At 52.3% G+C, this 21,926-nt stretch carries 20 protein-coding genes; 11 read left to right on the forward strand and 9 right to left on the reverse strand.

The genetic code is table 11. From position 1 onward, the window contains the following. Positions 1 to 46: 46 nt before the first annotated feature. Both flgK and flgL read left to right on the forward strand, forming a co-directional pair. Positions 47 to 1,705, forward strand: coding sequence for a flagellar hook-associated protein FlgK (gene flgK, locus WC7_RS16515; protein ID WP_016152633.1), 1,659 nt, complete (start codon positions 47 to 49; stop codon positions 1,703 to 1,705). Between the two features lie 14 nt (positions 1,706 to 1,719). After that, positions 1,720 to 2,673 (forward strand): flagellar hook-associated protein FlgL, encoded by a 954-nt coding sequence (gene flgL, locus WC7_RS16510; protein ID WP_016152634.1) that lies wholly within the window; start codon positions 1,720 to 1,722, stop codon positions 2,671 to 2,673. Positions 2,674 to 2,914: 241 nt separating this feature from the next. Here the strand turns inward: flgL and rne are convergent, their stop codons facing one another. After that, on the reverse strand, positions 2,915 to 6,145 hold the full coding sequence (gene rne, locus WC7_RS16505; RefSeq protein WP_016152635.1) for a ribonuclease E: 3,231 nt from the start codon (positions 6,143 to 6,145) through the stop codon (positions 2,915 to 2,917). Positions 6,146 to 6,843: 698 nt separating this feature from the next. On the opposite strand from rne, the gene rluC reads away from it, so the two are divergent. Beyond that, positions 6,844 to 7,797: a 23S rRNA pseudouridine(955/2504/2580) synthase RluC gene (rluC, locus tag WC7_RS16500; protein ID WP_049259723.1), complete on the forward strand. Its 954-nt coding sequence runs from the start codon at positions 6,844 to 6,846 to the stop codon at positions 7,795 to 7,797. 91 nt (positions 7,798 to 7,888) lie between these two features. On the opposite strand, the gene WC7_RS16495 is transcribed toward rluC, so the two are convergent. After that, on the reverse strand, positions 7,889 to 8,473 hold the full coding sequence (locus WC7_RS16495; RefSeq protein ID WP_016152637.1) for a Maf family protein: 585 nt from the start codon (positions 8,471 to 8,473) through the stop codon (positions 7,889 to 7,891). A 197-nt stretch (positions 8,474 to 8,670) separates the two neighbouring features. Between WC7_RS16495 and yceD the strand changes: the two genes are divergently transcribed. The 8 genes from yceD (at position 8,671) to fabF (ending at position 15,026) form a co-directional block, all read left to right on the forward strand. Beyond that, positions 8,671 to 9,192 carry a 23S rRNA accumulation protein YceD gene (yceD, locus tag WC7_RS16490; protein WP_003036239.1) on the forward strand — a complete coding sequence of 174 codons (522 nt, stop codon included), beginning with the start codon at positions 8,671 to 8,673 and terminating at the stop codon, positions 9,190 to 9,192. 16 nt (positions 9,193 to 9,208) lie between these two features. Further along, on the forward strand, positions 9,209 to 9,382 hold the full coding sequence (gene rpmF, locus WC7_RS16485) for a 50S ribosomal protein L32 (protein ID WP_003036242.1): 174 nt from the start codon (positions 9,209 to 9,211) through the stop codon (positions 9,380 to 9,382). A gap of 122 nt (positions 9,383 to 9,504) precedes the next feature. Further along, positions 9,505 to 10,584: a phosphate acyltransferase PlsX gene (gene plsX / locus WC7_RS16480; RefSeq protein ID WP_071601761.1), complete on the forward strand. Its 1,080-nt coding sequence runs from the start codon at positions 9,505 to 9,507 to the stop codon at positions 10,582 to 10,584. A gap of 77 nt (positions 10,585 to 10,661) precedes the next feature. Beyond that, complete coding sequence (gene fabH, locus WC7_RS16475) at positions 10,662 to 11,615, forward strand: beta-ketoacyl-ACP synthase III (RefSeq protein ID WP_016152639.1); 954 nt, start codon at positions 10,662 to 10,664, stop codon at positions 11,613 to 11,615. A 15-nt stretch (positions 11,616 to 11,630) separates the two neighbouring features. Beyond that, on the forward strand, positions 11,631 to 12,560 hold the full coding sequence (fabD, locus tag WC7_RS16470; protein ID WP_016152640.1) for an ACP S-malonyltransferase: 930 nt from the start codon (positions 11,631 to 11,633) through the stop codon (positions 12,558 to 12,560). Positions 12,561 to 12,572: 12 nt separating this feature from the next. Then, positions 12,573 to 13,307, forward strand: a complete 735-nt coding sequence (gene fabG / locus WC7_RS16465) for a 3-oxoacyl-ACP reductase FabG (protein WP_016152641.1) — start codon at positions 12,573 to 12,575, stop codon at positions 13,305 to 13,307. Positions 13,308 to 13,462: 155 nt separating this feature from the next. Continuing rightward, entirely contained in the window at positions 13,463 to 13,699 is a 237-nt protein-coding gene (gene acpP / locus WC7_RS16460) for an acyl carrier protein (RefSeq protein WP_000103754.1), read from the forward strand. Positions 13,700 to 13,784: 85 nt separating this feature from the next. Beyond that, positions 13,785 to 15,026: a beta-ketoacyl-ACP synthase II gene (gene fabF, locus WC7_RS16455; RefSeq protein WP_016152642.1), complete on the forward strand. Its 1,242-nt coding sequence runs from the start codon at positions 13,785 to 13,787 to the stop codon at positions 15,024 to 15,026. A gap of 41 nt (positions 15,027 to 15,067) precedes the next feature. On the opposite strand, the gene WC7_RS16450 is transcribed toward fabF, so the two are convergent. From WC7_RS16450 to WC7_RS16430, 7 genes are all read right to left on the reverse strand, one after another. Next, positions 15,068 to 15,775, reverse strand: coding sequence for a fimbrial biogenesis chaperone (locus tag WC7_RS16450; RefSeq protein WP_016152643.1), 708 nt, complete (start codon positions 15,773 to 15,775; stop codon positions 15,068 to 15,070). Between the two features lie 2 nt (positions 15,776 to 15,777). Continuing rightward, positions 15,778 to 16,302 (reverse strand): fimbrial protein, encoded by a 525-nt coding sequence (locus tag WC7_RS24860; RefSeq protein WP_016152644.1) that lies wholly within the window; start codon positions 16,300 to 16,302, stop codon positions 15,778 to 15,780. A 4-nt stretch (positions 16,303 to 16,306) separates the two neighbouring features. Next, the gene (locus WC7_RS24865) at positions 16,307 to 16,852 is read right to left on the reverse strand and encodes a fimbrial protein (RefSeq protein ID WP_016152645.1); all 546 of its coding nucleotides are present in this window, start codon (positions 16,850 to 16,852) and stop codon (positions 16,307 to 16,309) included. 15 nt (positions 16,853 to 16,867) lie between these two features. Further along, positions 16,868 to 17,947, reverse strand: coding sequence for a fimbrial protein (locus tag WC7_RS16445; protein WP_016152646.1), 1,080 nt, complete (start codon positions 17,945 to 17,947; stop codon positions 16,868 to 16,870). Further along, on the reverse strand, positions 17,947 to 20,496 hold the full coding sequence (locus WC7_RS16440; protein ID WP_016152647.1) for a fimbria/pilus outer membrane usher protein: 2,550 nt from the start codon (positions 20,494 to 20,496) through the stop codon (positions 17,947 to 17,949). Before WC7_RS16440 ends, WC7_RS16445 begins: the two co-directional genes overlap by 1 nt. Then, positions 20,496 to 21,191, reverse strand: a complete 696-nt coding sequence (locus WC7_RS16435) for a fimbria/pilus periplasmic chaperone (protein WP_016152648.1) — start codon at positions 21,189 to 21,191, stop codon at positions 20,496 to 20,498. The genes WC7_RS16440 and WC7_RS16435 overlap by 1 nt, the downstream gene beginning before the upstream one ends. Before the next feature lie 107 nt (positions 21,192 to 21,298). Then, positions 21,299 to 21,868 (reverse strand): fimbrial protein, encoded by a 570-nt coding sequence (locus tag WC7_RS16430; protein ID WP_016152649.1) that lies wholly within the window; start codon positions 21,866 to 21,868, stop codon positions 21,299 to 21,301. Positions 21,869 to 21,926 lie beyond the last annotated feature (58 nt).

A 21,926-nucleotide genomic window follows, 5' to 3' on the forward strand; every position in this document is an offset into this window, starting at 1 on the left:
CCTGCTGCCGATAATAACGAGTATTGAAGGATTACAAGGAACCTCCATGTCCAGCTTGATTAATAACGCGATGAGTGGACTCGCCGCAGCGCAGGCCGCGTTGAATTCTGCCAGTAATAACATCTCCAGCTATAACGTTGCCGGATACACCCGTCAAACGACAATTATGGCACAAGCGAACAGCACGCTGGGTGCGGGGGGCTGGGTTGGCAATGGCGTCTATGTTTCTGGCGTACAGCGCGAGTATGACTCCTTTATCACGAATCAGTTACGTGCCGCGCAGAACCAAAGCAGCGGCCTGACAACGCGCTATGAACAAATGTCGAAAATCGACAATCTGCTCTCCAGCAAAACCAGTTCCATTTCGACCTCAATGCAGGACTTTTTTACCAGCCTGCAAACCCTTGTCAGTAACGCGGAAGACCCGGCGGCGCGCCAGGCGCTGATCGGTAAAGCTGATGGTTTAGTCAACCAGTTCAGAACAACCGACCAGTATCTGCGCGATCAAGACAAGCAGGTTAATACTGCGATCAAGGCTAGCGTTGACCAGATCAACAACTATTCAAAACAGATTGCCAGCCTCAACGATCAGATTTCCCGTCTGACCGGCGTCGGCGCGGGCGCATCGCCTAACGATTTACTCGACCAGCGCGACCAACTGGTCAGTGAACTGAACCAGATTGTTGGTGTTGAAGTCAGCGTTCAGGACGGCGGGACTTACAACATTACCATGGCGAACGGCTATTCACTGGTGCAGGGCAGCAATGCACGCCAGCTGGCGGCTGTGCCCTCCAGTGACGATCCCAATCGAACCACAGTGGCCTACGTCGACGGGGTTGCCGGCGAGGTTGAAATTCCCGAAAAACTGTTGAATACCGGTTCACTGGGCGGGCTGTTGACCTTCCGTTCTCAAGAGCTTGACCAGACGCGTAATACGCTGGGCCAACTGGCGTTGGCGTTTGCCGATGCGTTTAACACCCAGCATAAAGAGGGTTTTGACGCGAACGGCGATCAGGGTAAGGATTTCTTTGCTATCGGTAGCCCGGCAGTATTCAACAACGCTAAAAATACAGGAACAGGATCGTTAAGCGCGAAGATTACCGACAGCTCTGCTGTACAGGCGACCGATTATAAAATCGTTTATGACGGGACGGACTGGCAGGTAACTCGCCTGGCGGATAATACCAGCTTCAAAGCTACCGTTACCGGTGGGAAGATGTCCTTTGACGGGATGGAAATCACCGTAAATACTGGCGCAAAAGCAAATGACAGCTTCACAGTGAAACCTGTCAGTAACGCCGTTGTTGATATGAAAGTCATGGTGACCGATGAGTCGAAAATCGCCATGGCCCAGGTCTCAAAAAATGATCCGGACCCGGATATTGATAAGGGAAAAAGCGATAACCGTAACGGTCAGAAACTGCTGGATCTGCAGACCAAAGCTACCGTGGGTAATAAGACCTTCAACGATGCATATGCCACGCTGGTAAGCGATGTCGGGAACAAAACCGCGACGCTGAAAACCAGCGCCATTACCCAGAACAACGTGGTAACGCAGCTTTATAAGCAGCAGCAGTCTATTTCTGGCGTCAACCTCGACGAAGAATACGGTAACTTACAGCGCTATCAACAGTATTACCTGGCTAACGCGCAAGTGCTGCAAACCGCAAATGCGCTGTTTGATGCACTGATTAATATTCGCTAAGGGAGAGGGACACAATGCGTATCAGCACCCAGATGATGTACCAGCAGAATATGCGTGGCATCACTAACTCTCAGGCTGAATGGATGAAGTTCGGCGAGCAGATGTCAACGGGCAAACGTGTGATTAACCCATCTGACGATCCGATCGCCGCCTCGCAGGCCGTGGTGCTTTCTCAAGCACAGGCGCAGAACAGCCAATATACGCTGGCACGTTCATTTGCGACGCAAAAAGTGTCGCTGGAAGAGAACGTACTGAGTCAGGTAACGACGGCAATTCAGACCGCGCAGGAAAAAATTGTCTATGCCGCGAACGGTACGTTAAGCGATGACGACCGTGCATCGCTGGCCACCGATCTGCAGGGGATCCGCGATCAACTGATGAACCTGGCGAACAGCACCGACGGTAATGGGCGCTATATTTTTGGCGGATATAAAACAGAATCTGCACCATTTGCTCAGGCAGATGGCGCTTACAGCGGCGGTACAACAAATGTGACCCAGCAGGTCGATGCCTCCCGTACCATGGTGATTGGTCATACTGGCGATAAAGTATTTGTTAATCTGACCAGCAATGCCGTACCGGAACCAGGCGGCGGTACTCAGGAAAAGAACCTGTTCAAAATGCTGGATACCGCTATTGATGCGCTCAAAACCCCGATTGAGGGCAATGACGCGGCAAAAGCTACCGCCTCTGCAGCCATTGATAAAACCAGTCGTGGCCTGAAAAATTCATTGAATAACGTGCTTTCTGTTCGTGCAGAATTAGGGACTCAGCTCAGCGAGTTAAGTTCACTGGATTCACTGGGCGCCGATCGCGCATTGGGCCAGACTCAGCAGATGAGCAATCTGGTGGATGTTGACTGGAACGCAGCGATTTCGTCCTACGTGATGCAGCAGGCCGCACTGCAGGCATCGTACAAAACGTTTACGGATATGCAGGGAATGTCGCTATTTCAACTGAACCGGTAACACCTTTTTGAACATATCATGAAACTGGATATGTTTGTCTGCCCGCTCCTTTAACACCCCGGAGCGGGCATTTTTTTAGGCCACTGTTATTTTCTCAGCGACAGATTACCCGTTAATCTTATTACCCGCGCAATCGCACCGCTAAAGATTGCCAGCGTAACCACGCCTTCTCAGTTTGCGAGTGCGTAGAGCAGAGATAAAAAAAGCCGACCCGAAGGTCGGCTTTGATGTTGATTATGACTTACTCAACGGGTTGCGGACGCGTTGCTGGCGCAGTCGCCTGGTGCGTGGCGCTGTGTCCACCTGCGGCACCTTTACCTTCAAAGGTGAATTCCGGGCGTTGCCAGTCACTATGACGCGGCGCTTCAGGCACATACTCTGGTGCAGGAGCACGGGTCATCGGGGCGGCCGCGTGGCTGTGAAGATGTTCTGCGTCAACGCGGGTTGCGACAACTTCAGACTTAACGACTGCGTCTTCGACGACCGGTGCGGCAACAACCTCTTGCGGCGCGGCAACTTCTTCAACCACTGGCGCTGTTTCCACAACCTCGGCAATCTCTTCAGCCACTTCAGGCTGAGAAATAACAACCTCCGCAGATTCTTCGACAACCGGCGCAGCCACAATTTCAGCGACAGGTTCGGCTTTCGCCGCGGTATCCTCAGCAACAGGCGCGTCAGATTCAGCGATAATTTGCGGTTGTTCCTCGACCGGAGTAGCGATGACTTCCGGATGGGTGGTTTCAACGACGGTAGCCTGAGGTTCAGCAATGTCCACCTCTGGCTGTACGGTTTCAACCGACGCAGGGGCGTTCACAATATGCTCAACGACAGCTGCAGCAACCTGAGGCTCTACGGCGACTGGCATTTCCTGCTCGCGCTGCTCTGCAACCTGCTGATCCTGAGGACGAGCAACAGGGTAGCGGATCCAGACTTTACCGGACGCTAATTCTGGAGATGCGCAGGCAACCGTTAACGGCATCGGCGACTGAACCGGGTAACGCTCGTCACGATAGCGACGACGGCGTTGTCCACTGACGCGCAGATGGCGAGGTGAGCGACGGGAACGACGCGGCATACCATTGGAGTCACGCGCTTCGCTGTTGTCTTCCTGCTCAGTCGCAACGACGGCAGGCAGATCAACTTTCGCCAGTTCAGTACGCTGTGCCGGTACGGGCTGTTCAGTTGGCTGAGCGACAGCCGTTTCAGCGACCACCTCGACAGTAGCAACTTCAGCTTCAACAGCCGTGCTGTCTGTGTAACGAACTTTCTGAGTCAGCTGACGCTGTTTACGGCGAGTCTGAGGCTGACGAACACGCTCCTCCTGCTCGGTATCCTGCACAGGTTGTTCTGCCAGGTTCAGCTCTTTAACTTCCTGTTGCGCCTGACGCTTATCATCGTTGCGACGGCGGTTGCGCTCGCGACGCGGAGCCTGCTGGTCATCACCGGATTTCGCTTTGTCGGCGACGTCAGTAGACTGCTGGCGGCTATCACGCGCTTCCGCATTTTGCTGCTGCGACTGACGGCGGTTACGGCGGTTGTCTTCACGGTTTTCGCCGCTTTCTGAACGCTCGTTACGGTTATCACGCTCGCCACGGTTGTCGCGATTATCACGACGATCGTTACGGTCGCGACGATTGTTCTGACGCGGTTTACGACGATCCTGCTGGCGATCGGTTTTCTCTTCAGCTTTCGGCGCAGGTTGTTCAACCGGTTTCACTTCTTCGCTACCGCTGAAGATGGACTTCAGTGCGCCGAAGAAACGGCTAATCAAACCTGGCTGCGCGGCGACGGCCGCGGTCGCTGCTGCGGCTTTAGGCGCGGCGGCCTTCGCAGTAGGTTCCTGCAAAGCAGGGGCTGGCGGCACCTCTGGCATAGCAAAGGTGGCCAATGCCGGCTGCTCTGGCTGTTTACGCTCGACGAACTCTTCTTCCGTCGGCAATGCCATCGCTTCTTCATGCAGTTTCGGCAGCAGGTAGCTCAGGGTTGGTGTTTCTTCCCCTTTGCGTACGCGCAGCACGGAGTAATGCGGGGTTTCCATCTGATCGTTTGGCACAATCACACAGCGCACGCCATTCTGACGCGTCTCGATGGCATTTACCGCGGTACGTTTTTCGTTGAGCAGGTAGGATGCGATCGGCACTGGAACAATAGCGTGAACTTCCTGCGTATTTTCTTTCAGCGCTTCTTCTTCGATCAGACGCAGAATAGACAGCGACAGTGATTCGTTATCACGTACGGTACCCGTGCCGGAGCAGCGTGGGCATACGTGATGGCTGGATTCACCCAGCGACGGGCTCAGACGCTGGCGGGACATCTCCAGCAGGCCGAAGCGAGAAATATGGCTGATCTGAATACGCGCTCTGTCCTGGCGCACGGCTTCACGCAGACGGTTTTCAACCGCACGCTGGTGACGAACCGGCGTCATATCAATGAAGTCGATTACAATCAGGCCGCCGAGGTCGCGCAGACGCAGCTGACGAGCAATTTCATCGGCTGCTTCAAGGTTGGTGTTGAACGCAGTTTCTTCGATGTCGCCGCCGCGGGTCGCGCGTGCGGAGTTGATATCGATAGCGGTCAGCGCTTCTGTGCTGTCGATAACGATTGAGCCGCCGGACGGCAGACGCACTTCGCGCTGGAACGCGGACTCAATCTGAGATTCGATTTGATAGTGGCTGAACAGCGGGATTTCACCGGTGTACAGTTTGATTTTGCTGCTGAAATCCGGACGACCCAGCGCGGCGATGTGCTGACGCGCCATCTCCATAACTTTCGGGTTGTCGATGAGGATTTCGCCGATGTCCTGACGTAAATAGTCACGGAATGCGCGAACGATAACGTTGCTTTCCTGATGGATCAGGAACGGAGCAGGGCGGCTGTCAGCGGCTTTTTGAATCGCTTCCCAGTGCTTCAGGCGGAAACTCAGGTCCCACTGCAGTGCTTCGGCAGATTTGCCGACACCTGCGGTACGCACGATAAGCCCCATGCCGTCAGGCAGTTCCAGGCTTGCCAGCGCTTCTTTTAATTCAGTACGGTCGTCGCCTTCAATGCGACGGGAGATGCCGCCCGCGCGCGGGTTGTTCGGCATCAGAACGAGATAACTACCTGCCAGGCTGATAAAGGTGGTCAGCGCAGCGCCTTTATTGCCGCGTTCTTCTTTATCGATCTGAACAATGACTTCCTGACCTTCGCGCAACACGTCTTTAATGTTGGGACGACCATGGGAGTTGTAGCTAGCGGGGAAGTATTCGCGGGCAATTTCTTTTAACGGGAGGAAACCGTGACGTTCAGCGCCGTAATCAACAAAAGCAGCTTCCAGACTCGGTTCAATACGGGTAATTTTGCCTTTATAGATGTTGGCTTTTTTCTGTTCGTGTCCAGGACTTTCGATATCCAGATCGTACAGACGCTGCCCATCTACAAGGGCGACACGCAACTCTTCCTGCTGAGTCGCGTTAATTAACATTCTTTTCATCGTAACTTACTCATTATTCTTACATTGACGACTAAGCTGCGGGCAGAGTAATGCCTTTCCGGGTGTGAACCGATGGCCTCGTGTCTATTCGCGTCGCCAACCTCACGGTTATCGTCAGCTCAAAGAGGCGCAGAGTGTCGGTTGCCTGTATTTCATACGGAAACACAGCGCAATTATCAGGGGAACAGTCTGGGTGTTACTCTCCAGAGAAGCTTCCATCGTGCTTATCGTCTTTCACGCTGTGGGTGCGTTGGCTTCATCTTCTTACCCCAACCACTTACAGGAGTAAGCACCTGGGGTTCCCAGACTTGCCGCCTTCCTACAACGCGAAATCTATAGAGCACTTACCGGTAAGGACTGCAACCCGCAGCCCGCTAACTGCCTGAAAGATCAATACGTCTTACGCCATTGCTGCGTTGATGATCGGTCGGGCAAAATTGGGTCATTCCGGAAAAGGTCTTGTTTTAACAAGATTCAACACGGAAACAACCTCATTATTCCACTGCTAACCTTGTTATAGCAAGATGACTTTTGCCATTTATCACCCGGTTACTCACAGTTTTTTCACTTCCGCGTAGTGATTGCTTTAATAACCACCAAATCGGCTATGTCAAACTTAAGTAATAAGGTATAGCAGTTAATATAAGCATAGAAAAATGTGTGGCGCGAATCTTGATGGCTATTTAAAATCGGCCCCCATGAAAACAGAGACTCCAGCCGTAAAAACAGTTGCCATTACTGCCGACGAAGCAGGGCAACGCATCGACAACTTTTTGCGCACCCAGCTCAAGGGCGTGCCGAAAAGTATGATTTATCGCATTTTGCGTAAAGGCGAAGTGCGGGTGAACAAAAAACGCATTAAACCCGAGTACAAACTCGAAGACGGGGACATTGTGCGTATTCCACCTGTACGTGTCGCTGAACGTGAAGAAGAGGCCATTTCACCGAATTTGCAAAAGGTCGCGGCGCTGACCGATGTCATTTTATATGAAGATGACCACATTCTGGTGCTTAACAAGCCTTCAGGTACGGCCGTGCATGGTGGAAGCGGGTTAAGCTTTGGCGTCATTGAAGGCTTACGTGCGCTGCGCCCGGAAGCGCGTTTCCTTGAGCTGGTGCATCGCCTCGACCGGGATACCTCCGGCGTGCTGCTGGTGGCCAAAAAACGATCTGCCTTGCGTTCGTTGCATGAACAACTGCGTGAAAAAGGCATGCAGAAAGACTACCTCGCGTTGGTACGCGGCCAGTGGCAGTCCCATGTCAAAACCGTGCAGGCCCCGCTGTTAAAGAACATTCTGCAAAGCGGCGAGCGTATCGTGCGGGTGAATCAGGAAGGCAAACCATCGGAAACACGCTTTAAAGTGGAAGAGCGTTACGCGTTTGCTACGCTTGTGCGCTGCAGTCCCGTGACCGGACGCACGCACCAGATTCGCGTGCATACGCAATATGCCGGACATCCGATTGCCTTTGACGACCGTTATGGCGATCGTGAGTTCGATAAGCAACTGGCGGATACCGGGCTGAGCAGGCTCTTTTTGCACGCCGCAGCGTTGAAATTTACTCATCCTGGGACGGGTGAAGTAATGCGTATTGAAGCGCCAATGGATAAGCAGTTGAAGCGCTGCCTCGAGGTGTTACGCAGTAAAGGCTGATGCGCATTGATATTATCGCGCATTACCTGTAGGCCTGAAGGCGCTGTGCCTATCAGGCCTACAGGATTAGGCCTGTACAACCGTCAACCCGTCAGGCTTTTAGCGGGTTCATATCTTCTCGTCGCAGCATTTGACACAGTGCGATTAGCGGCAAACCGATTAAGGTATTTGGGTCACGACCTTCCAGGCGCTCAAAAAGTGCAATGCCCAATCCTTCGCTTTTAAAACTACCGGCACAATGCAGCGGGCGCTCTTTGCGCACGTAATCTTCAATTTCCGTTTCGCTTAAGTGACGAAAATGCACGTCGAACGGTTCAACTTCAGTTTGTAAATGTCCGGTCGCAGAATTATACAGCGCCAGTCCGGTATAAAACGTCACTATATTGCCACGGGCTTTGAGTAACTGCTGGCGTGCATTTTCTTCTGTTAACGGTTTGCCGGTTATTTCACCATCGAGAACACAAATTTGATCGGAACCAATAATAAGGTGCGATGGATAACGGTGGGCGAGAGATTGCGCTTTTTTCTGCGCCAGTCGCAAGACTAAATGCCGGGGGGCTTCGCCCGGTAACGGCGTTTCATCAACCTCTGGTGCTGCGCATTCGAACGGGATTGCCAGTTTTTCTAGTAAAGCGCGACGCCAGGGAGAGGTAGAAGCAAGAATAAGTTGAGGCATATTTTTTCCCTCGCATATAGCGTATTGATGAGAGCCATTTTAAACTATGGACTTCGTCCTACAAGCTGGCTGTAATGGCTTGTGTTGAGCGATTTTAAGTCGATGACCCGCAATGTGTGCGAATTATTGGCAAAAGGCAACCACAGGCTGCCTTTTTCTTTGACTATATGACGTTACAAAGTTAATATGCGCGCCCTATGCAAAAGGTAAAATTACCCCTGACTCTTGATCCGGTTCGTACGGCTCAGAAACGCCTCGATTATGAAGGTATCTATACTTCTGATCTGGTTGAGCGTGTCGCCGATTCTGTAGTCAGTGTGGACAGTGATGTGGAATGCTCCATGTCGTTCGCTATCGATAACCAGCGCCTTGCCGTTATAACCGGTGATGCAAAGGTGTCGGTTACGCTCGAATGTCAGCGTTGCGGGAAACCGTTCCCACTTCATGTTCACACAACATATTGTTTTAGTCCTGTCCGTTCTGACGAGCAGGCTGAAGCACTCCCGGAAGCGTATGAGCCGATTGAGGTTAACGAATTCGGTGAAATCGATCTGCTTGCAATGGTTGAAGATGAGATTATCCTCTCCTTGCCGGTAGTTCCGGTGCATGATTCTGAACACTGTGAAGTGTCCGAGGCGGACATGGTCTTTGGCGAATTGCCTGATGAAGCGCAAAAACCAAACCCATTTGCCGTATTAGCCAGCTTAAAGCGTAAGTAATTGAGGAGTAAGGTCCATGGCCGTACAACAGAATAAACCAACCCGTTCCAAACGTGGCATGCGTCGTTCTCATGACGCTCTGACCGCAGTCACCAGCCTGTCTGTAGACAAAACTTCTGGTGAACAACACCTGCGTCACCACATCACTGCCGACGGTTTTTACCGTGGCCGTAAGGTAATCGCTAAGTAATCACGCATGACTCAATGACTTTCCTACTACGGTGAGAAAGACAAAGAGTACACGCGTGATGAAGCTTAGTGAGGCTTTCCCCGGGTAACTGGGGAAACACCTAACCGGGCAGCGACGATACCTTGACACGTCTAACCCTGGCGTTAGATGTCATGGGGGGCGATTTTGGCCCTACCGTGACAGTGCCTGCAGCATTGCAGGCACTGAATTCTAATTCGCAACTCACACTTCTTTTAGTCGGGGATCCCGATACAATCACGCCATTACTTGCCAAAGCTGACTTCGAACAACGTTCACGTCTGCAGATTATCCCTGCTCAGTCAGTTATTGCCAGTGATGCCCGGCCCTCGCAAGCTATTCGCGCCAGTCGTGGAAGCTCAATGCGCGTTGCCCTGGAGCTCGTGAAAGAAGGTCGAGCGGAAGCCTGTGTGAGCGCCGGCAATACAGGCGCGCTAATGGGACTTGCGAAGTTATTGCTCAAACCCCTTGAGGGGATTGAGCGTCCTGCGCTGGTGACGGTTTTACCCCATCAGCAAAAGGGCAAAACGGTGGTGCTGGATTTGGGCGCCAACGTGGATTGTGATAGCACGATGTTGGTGCAATTTGCCGTCATGGGTTCCGTGCTGGCAGAAGAGGTGGTTGGAATTGCCAATCCCCGTGTTGCGTTGCTCAATATCGGTGAAGAAGAAACCAAGGGTCTCGACAGTATTCGGGATGCTTCTGCAGTGCTAAAAACAATCCCTTCTATCAATTATATCGGCTATCTTGAAGCCAATGAGTTACTGACTGGCAAAACTGATGTGTTGGTCTGTGACGGCTTTACAGGTAATGTCACATTAAAGACGATGGAAGGTGTTGTCAGAATGTTCCTTTCACTGCTGAAGTCTCAGGGTGAGGGCAAAAAACGGTCGTGGTGGCTGCTGTTATTAAAACGTTGGTTACAAAAAAGTCTGACAAGGCGATTTAGTCACCTCAACCCCGACCAGTATAATGGCGCCTGTCTGTTAGGATTGCGCGGCACGGTGATTAAGAGTCATGGTGCGGCCAATCAGCGAGCATTTGAAGTCGCGATTGAACAGGCAGTGCAGGCGGTGCAGCGACAAGTTCCTCAGCGAATTGCCGCTCGCCTGGAATCTGTATACCCAGCTGGATTCGAACTGCTGGACGGTGGCGAAAACGCAAACTCGCGAGCACACAGATAACGGTGCGTTTGTGAATGCTGCCAGCGTATCAGCGATTTGCTCGTGGCGGTATATAACCAAAAAGTGACTGAGCGTACATGTATACGAAGATTATTGGTACTGGCAGCTATCTGCCTGAACAAGTGCGTACTAACGCCGATTTGGAAAAAATGGTTGAGACATCTGATGAGTGGATCGTCACTCGCACAGGTATCCGTGAACGCCATATTGCAGCGCCAAATGAAACAGTTGCGACGATGGGCTTTGCCGCCGCAAACCGTGCAATTGAAATGGCTGGCATCGACAAAGAACAAATTGGTCTGATTGTGGTTGCCACCACATCATCCACACACGCATTTCCAAGTGCGGCATGCCAGATCCAAAGTATGCTGGGGATCAAAGGCTGTCCGGCGTTTGACGTTGCAGCCGCTTGTGCCGGTTTCACCTACGCCTTGAGCGTTGCCGACCAGTACGTTAAGTCTGGCGCAGTGAAGCATGCTCTGGTGGTTGGCTCAGATGTCCTCGCTCGTACCTGTGATCCAACCGATCGCGGGACGATCATTATTTTCGGCGATGGCGCAGGTGCGGTTGTACTGAGCGCATCAGAAGAGCCCGGCATTCTCTCTACGCATCTGCACGCTGATGGTCGCTATGGCGAGCTGTTGACGCTGCCTAATGCCGATCGCGTGAACCCGGAAAACCCGATCCACCTGACGATGGCGGGTAACGAAGTATTTAAAGTCGCGGTGACCGAGCTTGCACACATCGTTGATGAAACGCTGGAAGCAAATAATCTCGATCGTTCTGCACTGGACTGGCTGGTACCGCATCAGGCAAACCTCCGCATTATTAGCGCAACCGCGAAAAAGCTGGGTATGTCGATGGATAATGTTGTCGTAACGCTCGACAGACATGGCAATACCTCCGCGGCCTCCGTACCGTGCGCGCTGGACGAAGCCGTCCGCGACGGGCGTATTAAAGCTGGGCAGTTGATATTGCTTGAAGCCTTTGGGGGTGGATTCACCTGGGGCTCTGCGCTGATTCGTTTCTAGTATAAGGATTTAAACATGACGCAATTTGCATTTGTGTTCCCGGGGCAGGGTTCCCAGACCGTTGGGATGTTGTCTGAAATGGCAGCAAACTACCCAATTGTTGAAGAAACTTTTGCTGAAGCATCAGCTGCGCTGGGCTATGATCTGTGGGCGTTGACTCAGCAGGGGCCGGCCGAAGAGCTGAATAAAACCTGGCAGACGCAGCCAGCACTGTTGACTGCCTCTGTTGCGCTTTATCGCGTATGGCAGCAGCAGGGTGGTAAAACACCTGCGCTGATGGCAGGTCACAGCCTGGGCGAATACTCTGCGCTGGTGTGTGCGGGTGTTATCGGTTTTGCCGATGCCGTTCGTCTGGTTGAACTGCGTGGCAAATTCATGCAGGAAGCGGTACCGGAAGGCACTGGCGGCATGTCTGCTATTATCGGTCTGGACGACGCTGCTATCGCTAAAGCGTGTGAAGAGTCTGCCGAAGGCCAGGTGGTTTCACCGGTAAACTTTAACTCACCAGGTCAGGTGGTTATTGCCGGGCACAAAGAAGCCGTAGAACGTGCCGGCGCAGCCTGTAAAGCGGCTGGCGCTAAGCGTGCTCTGCCACTGCCGGTCAGCGTTCCTTCTCACTGCGCGCTGATGAAGCCAGCTGCTGAGAAACTGGCCGTTGAACTGCAAAAAATCACTTTTAACGCGCCGACTGTTCCGGTTGTGAACAACGTCGACGTGAAGTGCGAAACAGACGCAGACGCTATTCGCGATGCGCTGGTTCGCCAGCTGTACAGCCCGGTTCAATGGACTAAAACCGTTGAATTCATGGCGTCCCAGGGCGTAGAGCACCTGTATGAAGTTGGTCCGGGCAAAGTTCTGACCGGTTTGACGAAACGTATTGTTGACACCCTGACTGCTTCGGCACTGAATGAGCCGGCGGCATTATCTGCGGCGCTAGAGCAATAAAAGAGGAAGACCATGAGTTTTGAAGGAAAAGTCGCGCTGGTTACCGGTGCAAGCCGTGGCATTGGCCGCGCAATTGCTGAAACACTCGTTGCCCGTGGCGCGAAAGTTATCGGTACTGCAACCAGCGAAAGCGGTGCGCAGGCCATTAGCGATTACTTAGGTGCAAATGGTAAAGGTCTGATGTTGAATGTGACCGATCCGGCATCTATCGAATCTGTTCTGGGAAATATTCGCGCAGAATTTGGTGAAGTCGATATCCTGGTCAATAATGCCGGGATTACTCGTGATAACCTGTTAATGCGCATGAAAGATGACGAGTGGAACGATATCATCGAAACCAACCTGTCATCTGTTTTCCGTCTGTCAAAAGCGGTAATGCGAGCTATGATGAAAAAGCGTCATGGGCGTATTATCACTATCGGTTCTGTGGTTGGTACCATGGGAAATGCGGGTCAGGCAAACTACGCTGCGGCGAAAGCGGGTCTGATCGGCTTCAGTAAATCACTGGCGCGCGAAGTTGCGTCTCGTGGCATTACTGTAAACGTTGTTGCTCCGGGCTTTATTGAAACGGACATGACGCGTGCGCTGTCTGATGATCAGCGTGCGGGTATTCTGGCGCAGGTTCCTGCGGGTCGCCTTGGCGGCGCTCAGGAAATCGCCAGTGCGGTTGCATTTTTAGCTTCTGACGAAGCAAGTTACATCACAGGTGAGACTTTGCACGTCAACGGCGGGATGTACATGGTTTAACCACGAGATAAAAAAATTTGCGTTATTAGGGTGAATGCCCTCAAAATAACGTAAAATCGTGGTAAGACCTGCCGGGATTTAGTTGCAAATTTTTCAACATTTTATACACTACGAAAACCATCGCGAAAGCGAGTTTTGATAGGAAATTTAAGAGTATGAGCACTATCGAAGAACGCGTTAAGAAAATTATCGGCGAACAGCTGGGCGTTAAGCAGGAAGAAGTAACCAACAATGCTTCCTTCGTTGAAGACCTGGGCGCAGATTCTCTTGACACCGTTGAGCTGGTAATGGCTCTGGAAGAAGAGTTTGATACTGAGATTCCGGACGAAGAAGCTGAGAAAATCACTACCGTTCAGGCTGCCATTGATTACATCAACGGCCACCAGGCGTAAGTGAACATCTCCAGGCGGTCATTCGACCGCCTGAGTTTTATCTTTTTATCCCACTTGAATTATTTTCCCTCCCTGGAGGACAACCGTGTCTAAGCGTCGTGTAGTTGTGACCGGACTGGGCATGTTGTCTCCTGTCGGCAATACCGTAGAGTCTACCTGGAAAGCTCTCCTTGCCGGTCAGAGTGGCATCAGCCTGATCGACCATTTCGATACTAGCGCCTATGCAACGAAATTTGCTGGCTTAGTAAAGGATTTTAACTGTGAAGACATTATCTCGCGCAAAGAACAGCGCAAGATGGATGCTTTCATTCAATATGGAATTGTCGCTGGCGTTCAGGCCATGCAGGATTCTGGTCTCGAAATTACGGAAGAGAACGCTCACCGTATCGGCGCCGCTATCGGCTCTGGTATTGGCGGTCTCGGATTGATCGAAGAAAACCACACCTCTTTGGTGAATGGCGGTCCACGTAAGATCAGCCCGTTCTTCGTTCCGTCAACGATTGTTAACATGGTGGCAGGTCACCTGACCATCATGTACGGCCTGCAAGGGCCAAGCATCTCCATTGCGACCGCCTGTACTTCAGGTGTGCATAACATTGGTCATGCAGCACGTATCATTGCATACGGCGATGCAGACGCGATGGTTGCGGGTGGTGCAGAAAAAGCCAGTACCCCGCTGGGCGTGGGTGGTTTTGGCGCGGCACGTGCGCTGTCTACACGTAATGATAACCCGCAAGCTGCAAGCCGTCCGTGGGATAAAGAACGTGATGGCTTTGTGCTGGGCGACGGCGCAGGCATGGTGGTACTGGAAGAGTACGAGCATGCGAAAGCGCGCGGTGCAAAAATCTATGCTGAAGTCGTTGGTTTTGGCATGAGCAGCGATGCTTACCACATGACGTCACCACCGGAAAACGGTGCGGGCGCTGCGCTGGCAATGGTCAATGCACTACGCGATGCGGCTATCGAAGCGGGTCAGATCGGCTATGTCAACGCGCATGGCACGTCTACTCCTGCTGGCGATAAAGCCGAAACCCAGGCAGTGAAATCTGTCTTTGGCGATGCGGCAAGCCGTGTGATGGTAAGCTCCACTAAATCCATGACCGGACACCTGTTGGGTGCAGCGGGCGCGGTAGAGTCTATTTTCTCTATCCTGGCGCTGCGCGATCAGGCTATTCCGCCAACCATCAACCTGGATAACCCGGATGAAGGTTGTGACCTGGACTTCGTACCTCACGAAGCGCGTCAGGTTAGTGGTCTGGAGTACGCACTGTGTAACTCCTTCGGCTTTGGCGGCACCAACGGATCTTTGATCTTTAAACGCGTTTAGTTATAAACGATGATGCTGGACATTTTATGTCCGGCATCAGATTAAAGCGACATGTTCATCCTTTGTATTATTTCTCCTCTGTCCCCCAGCTTTTGCCAGGAAATTTCACACTTCCCTTTTTCAGGACACCAGTCATTGGCTCGCTGACTAAACGGCGGCACCATGCCTCCCTGTAGCGCTTTGCCGTTGATCCGTAACGCGGATAGCGTGACGTACCAGGGGGAGTCGTTGCTGACGGTCACCTTCGCGTTATGGCGTTGCCACGTTAACGGTTTACGCTTCGCCACCGGTGTCGTCGGCATCCCCGTCGGTCGCCAGAGTATTTTTATCTGCTGACTTACGGCGATTTTTACCGGAGACACCAACCCTTCACTGCTGTCTGTAGGTGGAATGGCAGCCACAGAGAGCCAGAATAAACTTTCCCGATCGCCTCGCAGCGAATCATCCACATAAATGATTTTAATCTGCTGCTCGTCTCCACCATTAACTACTACTAGCGGTGGTGTAGCAATAAACGGTGATTTTTGCGGCTCGGTGGTAGGGCTCAGCAGCCCGGAAGTGCTGAACCCGTTATCACTGATGATTTTGCTTTGCACCAGAAACGGCTTTTTTTCCGTATTGCGCAGGGCAACCACCAGCGTTTTATCCGCCTGTGGGAAGATAAAACGCGTACCACCAATCACCACGCCACCACTCGCACTATAAGAGAATAGCAACAGCGTGGTGAGCACCCAGCATAGCCGCTTCATGATTATGGCCATGTCAGAGAAAGTTTGGCGCTGGCGTTGGCTTCGCCTGGATCTAACGGAACGCTCAGCACGACATATTGTGCATAAAACTGGAGCGTCTGGCTGCTGGCACCCTGAATCAGCGGGTAGAGTCGACCACCGTTAGTGCTGTCATTTAAAGCAATAGGCGTTTTGTCCTTATCCAGGATGCGGATCGCCAGCTGGTCGATGGAGAGGTTATCCAGCGCCAGCAGTGTATTGTTGCCGGATGCCCCGGTACCGGTAAATGCAACGCGAACTTCCTGCGTCTCCGTGCCGCAGTTTTCAAGCTGCACGGTAAACGATACGGGAGGCGTGACAGCGTCAACCTGATTAAAATCCTGCGCCTGATAGCTCCCCATCGGGACATCTTTCGTTTTGTCTGTCACTGCGACCTCGCAGGTGCTGTCCGTGATCCTGCCGACGAGCTGGAGCTGAAATGAGTCCGTTTCGACAGCATAAGCAGCGAAAGAGAGGCTCAGCCATAATGCGCAAACCGCGTACTTCATTTTTTTACTCCTCATAATGCAGGGTTATCCACAATATGGCGTTCGCCTTCCCGGGCGTAACCTGATTCTGGGTCGCACGATAGCGAAGTTTCAGGGGGTGAAGCGGCGTACTACCCGCGAGCATCGGGGTTTTTATCACGTCGCTGTTCAGCGCGACGCGCTGTTCGTTGTTATCGAGAATTTCAACAGCGATGCCGCTGGCCGTACCGCTGTTCCCTTTGTCGGTTAATTGCAGCAGGGTTGTATCATCCGGGTCCCCATCACCCTCAAGGGTCATGCTGATGGTGTTCGTGGTGCCAGGGTTTAGCTGGCAGTTCACCAGGGTGACATTCAGTGGAACAGAAGGTGAAACATCCCCGCTATGCGAGAATAGCTTTCGGTCATGATCGCCAAGATTAATCACCCGGTCGTAGTCGCTCGTCTGGACATCGCAGGAGCGCGCCAGAATATTGCCAGTGAAATAGAGTGCGCCGCTGCCAGCCTCCGTTTCAGCCTGACAATATGGAACAACGGCCAGCGCAATCAGTAAGCTATAAACAGATATCCGCATTTCAGTATCCTCTCCTTATGGTACATACACATCCAGTAACGCGGTGGCTGAATAGCCGCCAGGGGTGAGATCCTCTGACGATACTTTTACCGGCCATGATTTCAGCGTGATTGTCGCTTTGCCGTTGTCCGCATCTAACTGGAAAGGCACGCGTATCGACGGGTCACTCGTCAGGAACTGTGTTTCTGGACTCTGGGCTGATTGCGCCGAGAGCATAATGCCGATATTGTCGTTGGTGGTTTTAATCGCACCATAGCCACCCGCGGCGACAGCAGCATTCATGCCGAGGTTGAGCTGCTCTGTTGCGTTCGCATTGTCGCAATGGGCTTCCACGGTAACGACTTTCGGTTCATAGGTGTCGGGTTTTGCCCCCGGAACCTTAAAGTCACCCGCCCATGCATCGCCCAGATCGATAGAGAGCGTCGACCCGGCGTTGATGGTACAGGACTGCGGCACGATGATAGAACCCGAGACGATAATTTGTACCATCGGCGAGGGGCCGTAAGAGCCTTTGGTATGTGATCCCCATAGTTCGGCGACAACCGTTGGCGGGATCATGATATGAGACGAGGCGATGGGTTTTTCTATCCGCAAGGTAATATACCCCGTGCTCCCGCTGCTCCAGTGGGGACCGGGTTTGCTGTGATCGTCAGGTGTAAGGTTACTGGCGTCATACAACGGCACGCGAAGGTAGTTATGGCCAACAATATAAATATATGTTCGAACGGATAGCGTGTTATCGGTATTCGGGATGTAATAGAAACGGGCATCGCCAGGAACTTCACTGGTAAGCTGTGGGCCGGGGAGGCCTTTAAACCAGGTTTCACTTTTTACGCCGGGTTGGTTGTCACACCAGCCGACGTATGTCCCGTTTTCATTCCAGTCCTGGCGGAACGTTTTCCCAGGGGTGACCTCCGTGACATCATTGACCGTGGCGTTGAGTGAGAAAGTATACTGCTTAGGGGTTCCTACCCCTGGGGTGCTGGTATCAGAGCCACTGGCGCACCAGCCGGTGTAGGCGAGTGCGCTGTAGGAGAAGCCTGCGCTCATGATGAGCGCCAGACAGGGAAGGGTGATTTTTAACATTCGCTTCATTACTGACACTCCGCCTGTAGTTGTAACAAGGGTGCATCGCTGGCAGACAGCTGATAGCTTGCCTGGCAGCGCTGGTTGACGTTTTTACCCCAATTTGCTTTCAGCATCCCTTGCGCGGCAAGGCCGCTCATAAAGACCTGACCGTTATCACCGACGATGCTGGCGTTGTCGTTTTCCCCGTTAGTCACCGTGGCGCCGAACGGTATCGGCTTGCCGTTGTGGGTCAGGGTTATCAGCGCACGAGCACCGACTTTTGCGTCGAATTCGGCGCGGACGATGGCCCCTTTGGTGGGAACGACATACTGGACGTTGTGGGTGATCTCTACGTCATCGTTGATATCCGAGGCGCGCAGGGCGATACGGTTCTGTCGCCAGGCGGTCGCCCAGGGGATCACCGTATAACCGCGGGAGTCGGTTTTAATGCCCGTGGCGTTTTCCAGCGCCACACCTTCCGCACCCGGTGCTTTAATCAGCACATTGGTATCACCGAGCTCCTGGCTTAACGTAATGCCGTTCGCATGAACCAGGGCGCTACCCTGAATGCCATAGTTGAGCTGATTGCCGTGAGTGTCGTAGCTATACGCAAGGTTGGATTGCGCTCTGGCGCCCCGATAGTTCAGGCTGGCGTTACCACCGTAACTGGCGTTCTGGTTGCTGACGTTCTGTCTGACGTTGTAGTTCAGGTTACCGTCTTTGAGCAGCGAGCCGGAGAGCCCCAGGCTGTTGCTACTGTTGCCATTACTGTCCGTATTGTTGCTATAGCTAACCCAGGCGCGGTTGCGCGCGCTGCTGTAATCATCTGACGCAGGTAAAAATGCGCTCAGTGGAACCGAGAGATTAACGAACAGAATACGGTCGTTGCTGCTGCCGCTAACCTTGTTATAGCTGTAGGTCACGCTGTAGGTCAGCTGATTGAACGTACCGTTGTAACCGGTCTGGATATTGCGGGTTGACGCAGTAGAGTTCCAGTACTCCTGATTATCCGCGCTCACGAAAACCGAACCCCATTCCCCCAGTGACTGGGACAGGGATAACTGAAACTGCGAACGTTTATTCTGGCTCAGGTTCCAGGTGTTGAGCACGGTGCGATCATCATCTTCATCCCACGATGCCTTGTCGCCCGACATTCTGTCCCAGGTGGTGTCCTGCAGGTTATAGAACCCGCGGGTGGAATAGCAATACCCCGCCAGCTGAATGTGGGTGTTGGTCTGCTCCAGCGTTTTGGAATAAAGGAAACGATACGATTCGCCGCTGTGTTTGGAATCATCTGCCAGGGTACTATCAGCATGCGTCACGTCTACCGAGATAGCGCCTAAACTTCCCATATTCAGCCCCAGGCCCAGTGCCTGTGACAGATATTTGTCTGACCACTGAGCGCCGCCATACAGCGTGGTGTTATAGGGAAGCCCCCAGAATAGCTGGGCCTGTGCTACCTCAGGTTCATCCTGATGATTGTCGTTCGACTGGTACTGGCCGACCGCAACGTTGTAGTTGATTCGCCCTTCACGTTGCAGCACAGGAACGGCGGAGTAGGGAACGATAAAGCTGCTCTGGCTGTTATCCGACTCTTTAATCGTGACTTCCAGATCGCCGCTTGATGCCGCCGGATAGAGATCGTTAATCACAAAAGCACCCGGTGGAACATAAGTTTGGTAAATCACATAACCGTTTTGTTTTACGCTGACCTGGGCATTACTTCTGGCCGTACCGTGAATGGTCGGGGCAAAGCCCTGCAAGCTGTCTGGATACATGCCATTTTCAGATTCCAGTTGTGCACCGCGTAAGTTAATGCTGTCAAAAAGCTCGCCAGAGGTCCAGGTGTCGCCGAGCTCCAGGGTACTGCGCAGGGCGTTAATACTGCGCGTTAACGTGGTGCTGATGTGCTGAAAATCACCGCCGGAGGCGTCGTTGCTGCCGCTCTGATTGCTCCAGGTGGAGTAGTCGCGCAGACGCCAGGGGCCGAGGTTGACTCCGCTTTGCAGGTTGAGGAAGTTATCGTCACCGGACATCCCGCCGCTGCCGGTACTGCCGCTGTACTGGTAGTTCAATAGTAGCGCGGTGATACCATCATCCCACTCTTCAGGATCAATATAGCCACGGGCGTTTTGCTGCATCAGGATCTGTGGTACGGTGATTTTGAGTACCTGGCGACGAGAGTCGTAGTTCGCCGTTGCGTCGTCGATTTGGCGGGTGATGAGCTGGCATGAGCCTTCGGCAGCCGGGGTTTTATCTGGCGGCAGTTTAATGCCCAGCGCTTTAAGATCGGCAGCGCTAAAACAAGGCTCTAACGTTCCTTTGTTAAACTCAAACGCGATATCCTGAGTACCGACACGTTCATCATTAAGCCACAGTTCAACGTGGTATTTTCCCGGTGGCTGTGTGGCCCCTTGCTCAAAAAGGTCGAGTGCCGCCACGGCGGAGGGATCGTTAGATAAAAACGCCGGGTCAAAATGGAGTTTATCGGCCGTTGCGTTGCAGCTTGCGCAGAGCAAAGCGATAGCAGAGAGTCGGCAGCCGCATAAAAAGACGCTATCACGATGGTTTCTCATTACATCGCCCTCTTAATCACGGGCGTATAGGCACCGTAATCATTCACGGCCTGGAAAGAAACGGCACCTTTTGCCCCTGCGGGGAGCGGCAGACGGGTCTCTTTAAACGGCTGAATGGTATTGCTGGTCAGTTTGCCCGCGCCCACCTGAATATTGACCAGACTAATGTAATAGGGGGTTGGGTTATTAATAACTAAGCTCGTGTTATCGCGGCGGAACTGCAGCAATCCTGGCGCATCGCTAAACTTCACCGGGAGTTCCTCCGGGCGGACCAGCAGACGAATACGGTTCTGTATGGCAATTTTTAGTGAGTTCCCTTGTTTTTCACTTCCAGAAGAGGGAATGGCTTTTACATTAATCCAGTAAAGCGTTTCGCGATCGTCCGGAAGTTTTTTACCGGTATATATAATACGCAAGCTGTTTTCATCTTTCGGGTTCATAACAAATAGAGGTGGTGTAATAATAAAATCATTCACTTTATTCCTGGAGAAATCTTCAATAAATGATTGCACCAGAAAGTGTTGTTTCGGGCTGGTATTACGTACGCCCAGCATCGTTTGTTTTTCGCCCGCGGCGATGATAATACGTGATCTATTTAACCCAATTCCCCCGACCGGTGATGTATCTGCTGCGTTGGCATTTGGGAGTGAGAATAAGACAAATAAAAAAATGAGAAGGCGTTGTAAGCTAAGCATAATTCAGTGCCTAATTATATATAATCCATTACATAACGGTAGAGTGGGAAGTAAAATACCTTCGCAACAGAGCAGCCCTTCTGGTGCGCTGTCACGAAGGGGAATAATTAGTTAAACGTTACGTCAAATGTGGTGGTGGCGACTACGTCCCCAACGGTGACCGTTGACGCTGTCGCAATATAATCGGCTTTAAACGTTTGCTCACCGGTTGTGGCGCCAACAGGGATAACAAGAGGGGTAGCGGTATCCTGGTTAACCTTCACGGGGGTTGTACCATTGCTTTCGAAGAGCGCCACGCCGACGCCGCTTGCGGCATCGCTGGCCGCGCTGTTTTTCAGCACGTCGGAGTTACCGGTATCAGCATCGCCATTAAACTTAAAGGTTACGCTCTGTTCCTGGCTGGTGTCACACTGTTCCAGGTGAATTGTAAACTCAGCGGGCTGGCTGCCGACTCGCCCTACAGATGCATCGGTAGCGCCAGCAATATAAAACTGATTTTTTTCAACGTCATTCAGCGTAATATTCTGATTGTTATCACCCTGCGTAACCACGCAAGGTGCAGAGACAACTTCGCCATTGAAATTAATGGTCCCGGCATCGACTTGAGTGACTGACGCATTTGCCAGTGATGCAGAACCAATTAAAACAATACCTAATATTTTATTTGAGCACTTCATTTAACCATTCCTTTTGGTGAAGTAATAGGTCCAGTTTTGAACGTAATAGCAACGCACA

Source organism: Citrobacter sp. KTE151 (assembly GCF_000398845.1).
In the GTDB taxonomy this organism is placed as follows: Bacteria; Pseudomonadota; Gammaproteobacteria; order Enterobacterales; family Enterobacteriaceae; genus Citrobacter; species Citrobacter braakii.

Excerpts from the sequence above, each read along its gene's own strand:
- flgL (WP_016152634.1), top strand. The coding sequence starts at position 1,720 with ATGCGTATCAGCACCCAGATGATGTACCAGCAGAATATGCGTGGCATC.
- acpP (WP_000103754.1), top strand. The coding sequence starts at position 13,463 with ATGAGCACTATCGAAGAACGCGTTAAGAAAATTATCGGCGAACAGCTG.
- rne (WP_016152635.1), bottom strand. The coding sequence starts at position 6,145 with ATGAAAAGAATGTTAATTAACGCGACTCAGCAGGAAGAGTTGCGTGTC.
- WC7_RS16495 (WP_016152637.1), bottom strand. The coding sequence starts at position 8,473 with ATGCCTCAACTTATTCTTGCTTCTACCTCTCCCTGGCGTCGCGCTTTA.
- WC7_RS16430 (WP_016152649.1), bottom strand. The coding sequence starts at position 21,868 with ATGAAGTGCTCAAATAAAATATTAGGTATTGTTTTAATTGGTTCTGCA.
- WC7_RS16450 (WP_016152643.1), bottom strand. The coding sequence starts at position 15,775 with ATGAAGCGGCTATGCTGGGTGCTCACCACGCTGTTGCTATTCTCTTAT.
- fabD (WP_016152640.1), top strand. The coding sequence starts at position 11,631 with ATGACGCAATTTGCATTTGTGTTCCCGGGGCAGGGTTCCCAGACCGTT.
- WC7_RS16440 (WP_016152647.1), bottom strand. The coding sequence starts at position 20,496 with ATGAGAAACCATCGTGATAGCGTCTTTTTATGCGGCTGCCGACTCTCT.
- rpmF (WP_003036242.1), top strand. The coding sequence starts at position 9,209 with ATGGCCGTACAACAGAATAAACCAACCCGTTCCAAACGTGGCATGCGT.
- rluC (WP_049259723.1), top strand. The coding sequence starts at position 6,844 with ATGAAAACAGAGACTCCAGCCGTAAAAACAGTTGCCATTACTGCCGAC.
- yceD (WP_003036239.1), top strand. The coding sequence starts at position 8,671 with ATGCAAAAGGTAAAATTACCCCTGACTCTTGATCCGGTTCGTACGGCT.
- WC7_RS16435 (WP_016152648.1), bottom strand. The coding sequence starts at position 21,191 with ATGCTTAGCTTACAACGCCTTCTCATTTTTTTATTTGTCTTATTCTCA.
- flgK (WP_016152633.1), top strand. The coding sequence starts at position 47 with ATGTCCAGCTTGATTAATAACGCGATGAGTGGACTCGCCGCAGCGCAG.
- fabH (WP_016152639.1), top strand. The coding sequence starts at position 10,662 with ATGTATACGAAGATTATTGGTACTGGCAGCTATCTGCCTGAACAAGTG.
- WC7_RS16445 (WP_016152646.1), bottom strand. The coding sequence starts at position 17,947 with ATGAAGCGAATGTTAAAAATCACCCTTCCCTGTCTGGCGCTCATCATG.
- WC7_RS24865 (WP_016152645.1), bottom strand. The coding sequence starts at position 16,852 with ATGCGGATATCTGTTTATAGCTTACTGATTGCGCTGGCCGTTGTTCCA.
- WC7_RS24860 (WP_016152644.1), bottom strand. The coding sequence starts at position 16,302 with ATGAAGTACGCGGTTTGCGCATTATGGCTGAGCCTCTCTTTCGCTGCT.
- fabG (WP_016152641.1), top strand. The coding sequence starts at position 12,573 with ATGAGTTTTGAAGGAAAAGTCGCGCTGGTTACCGGTGCAAGCCGTGGC.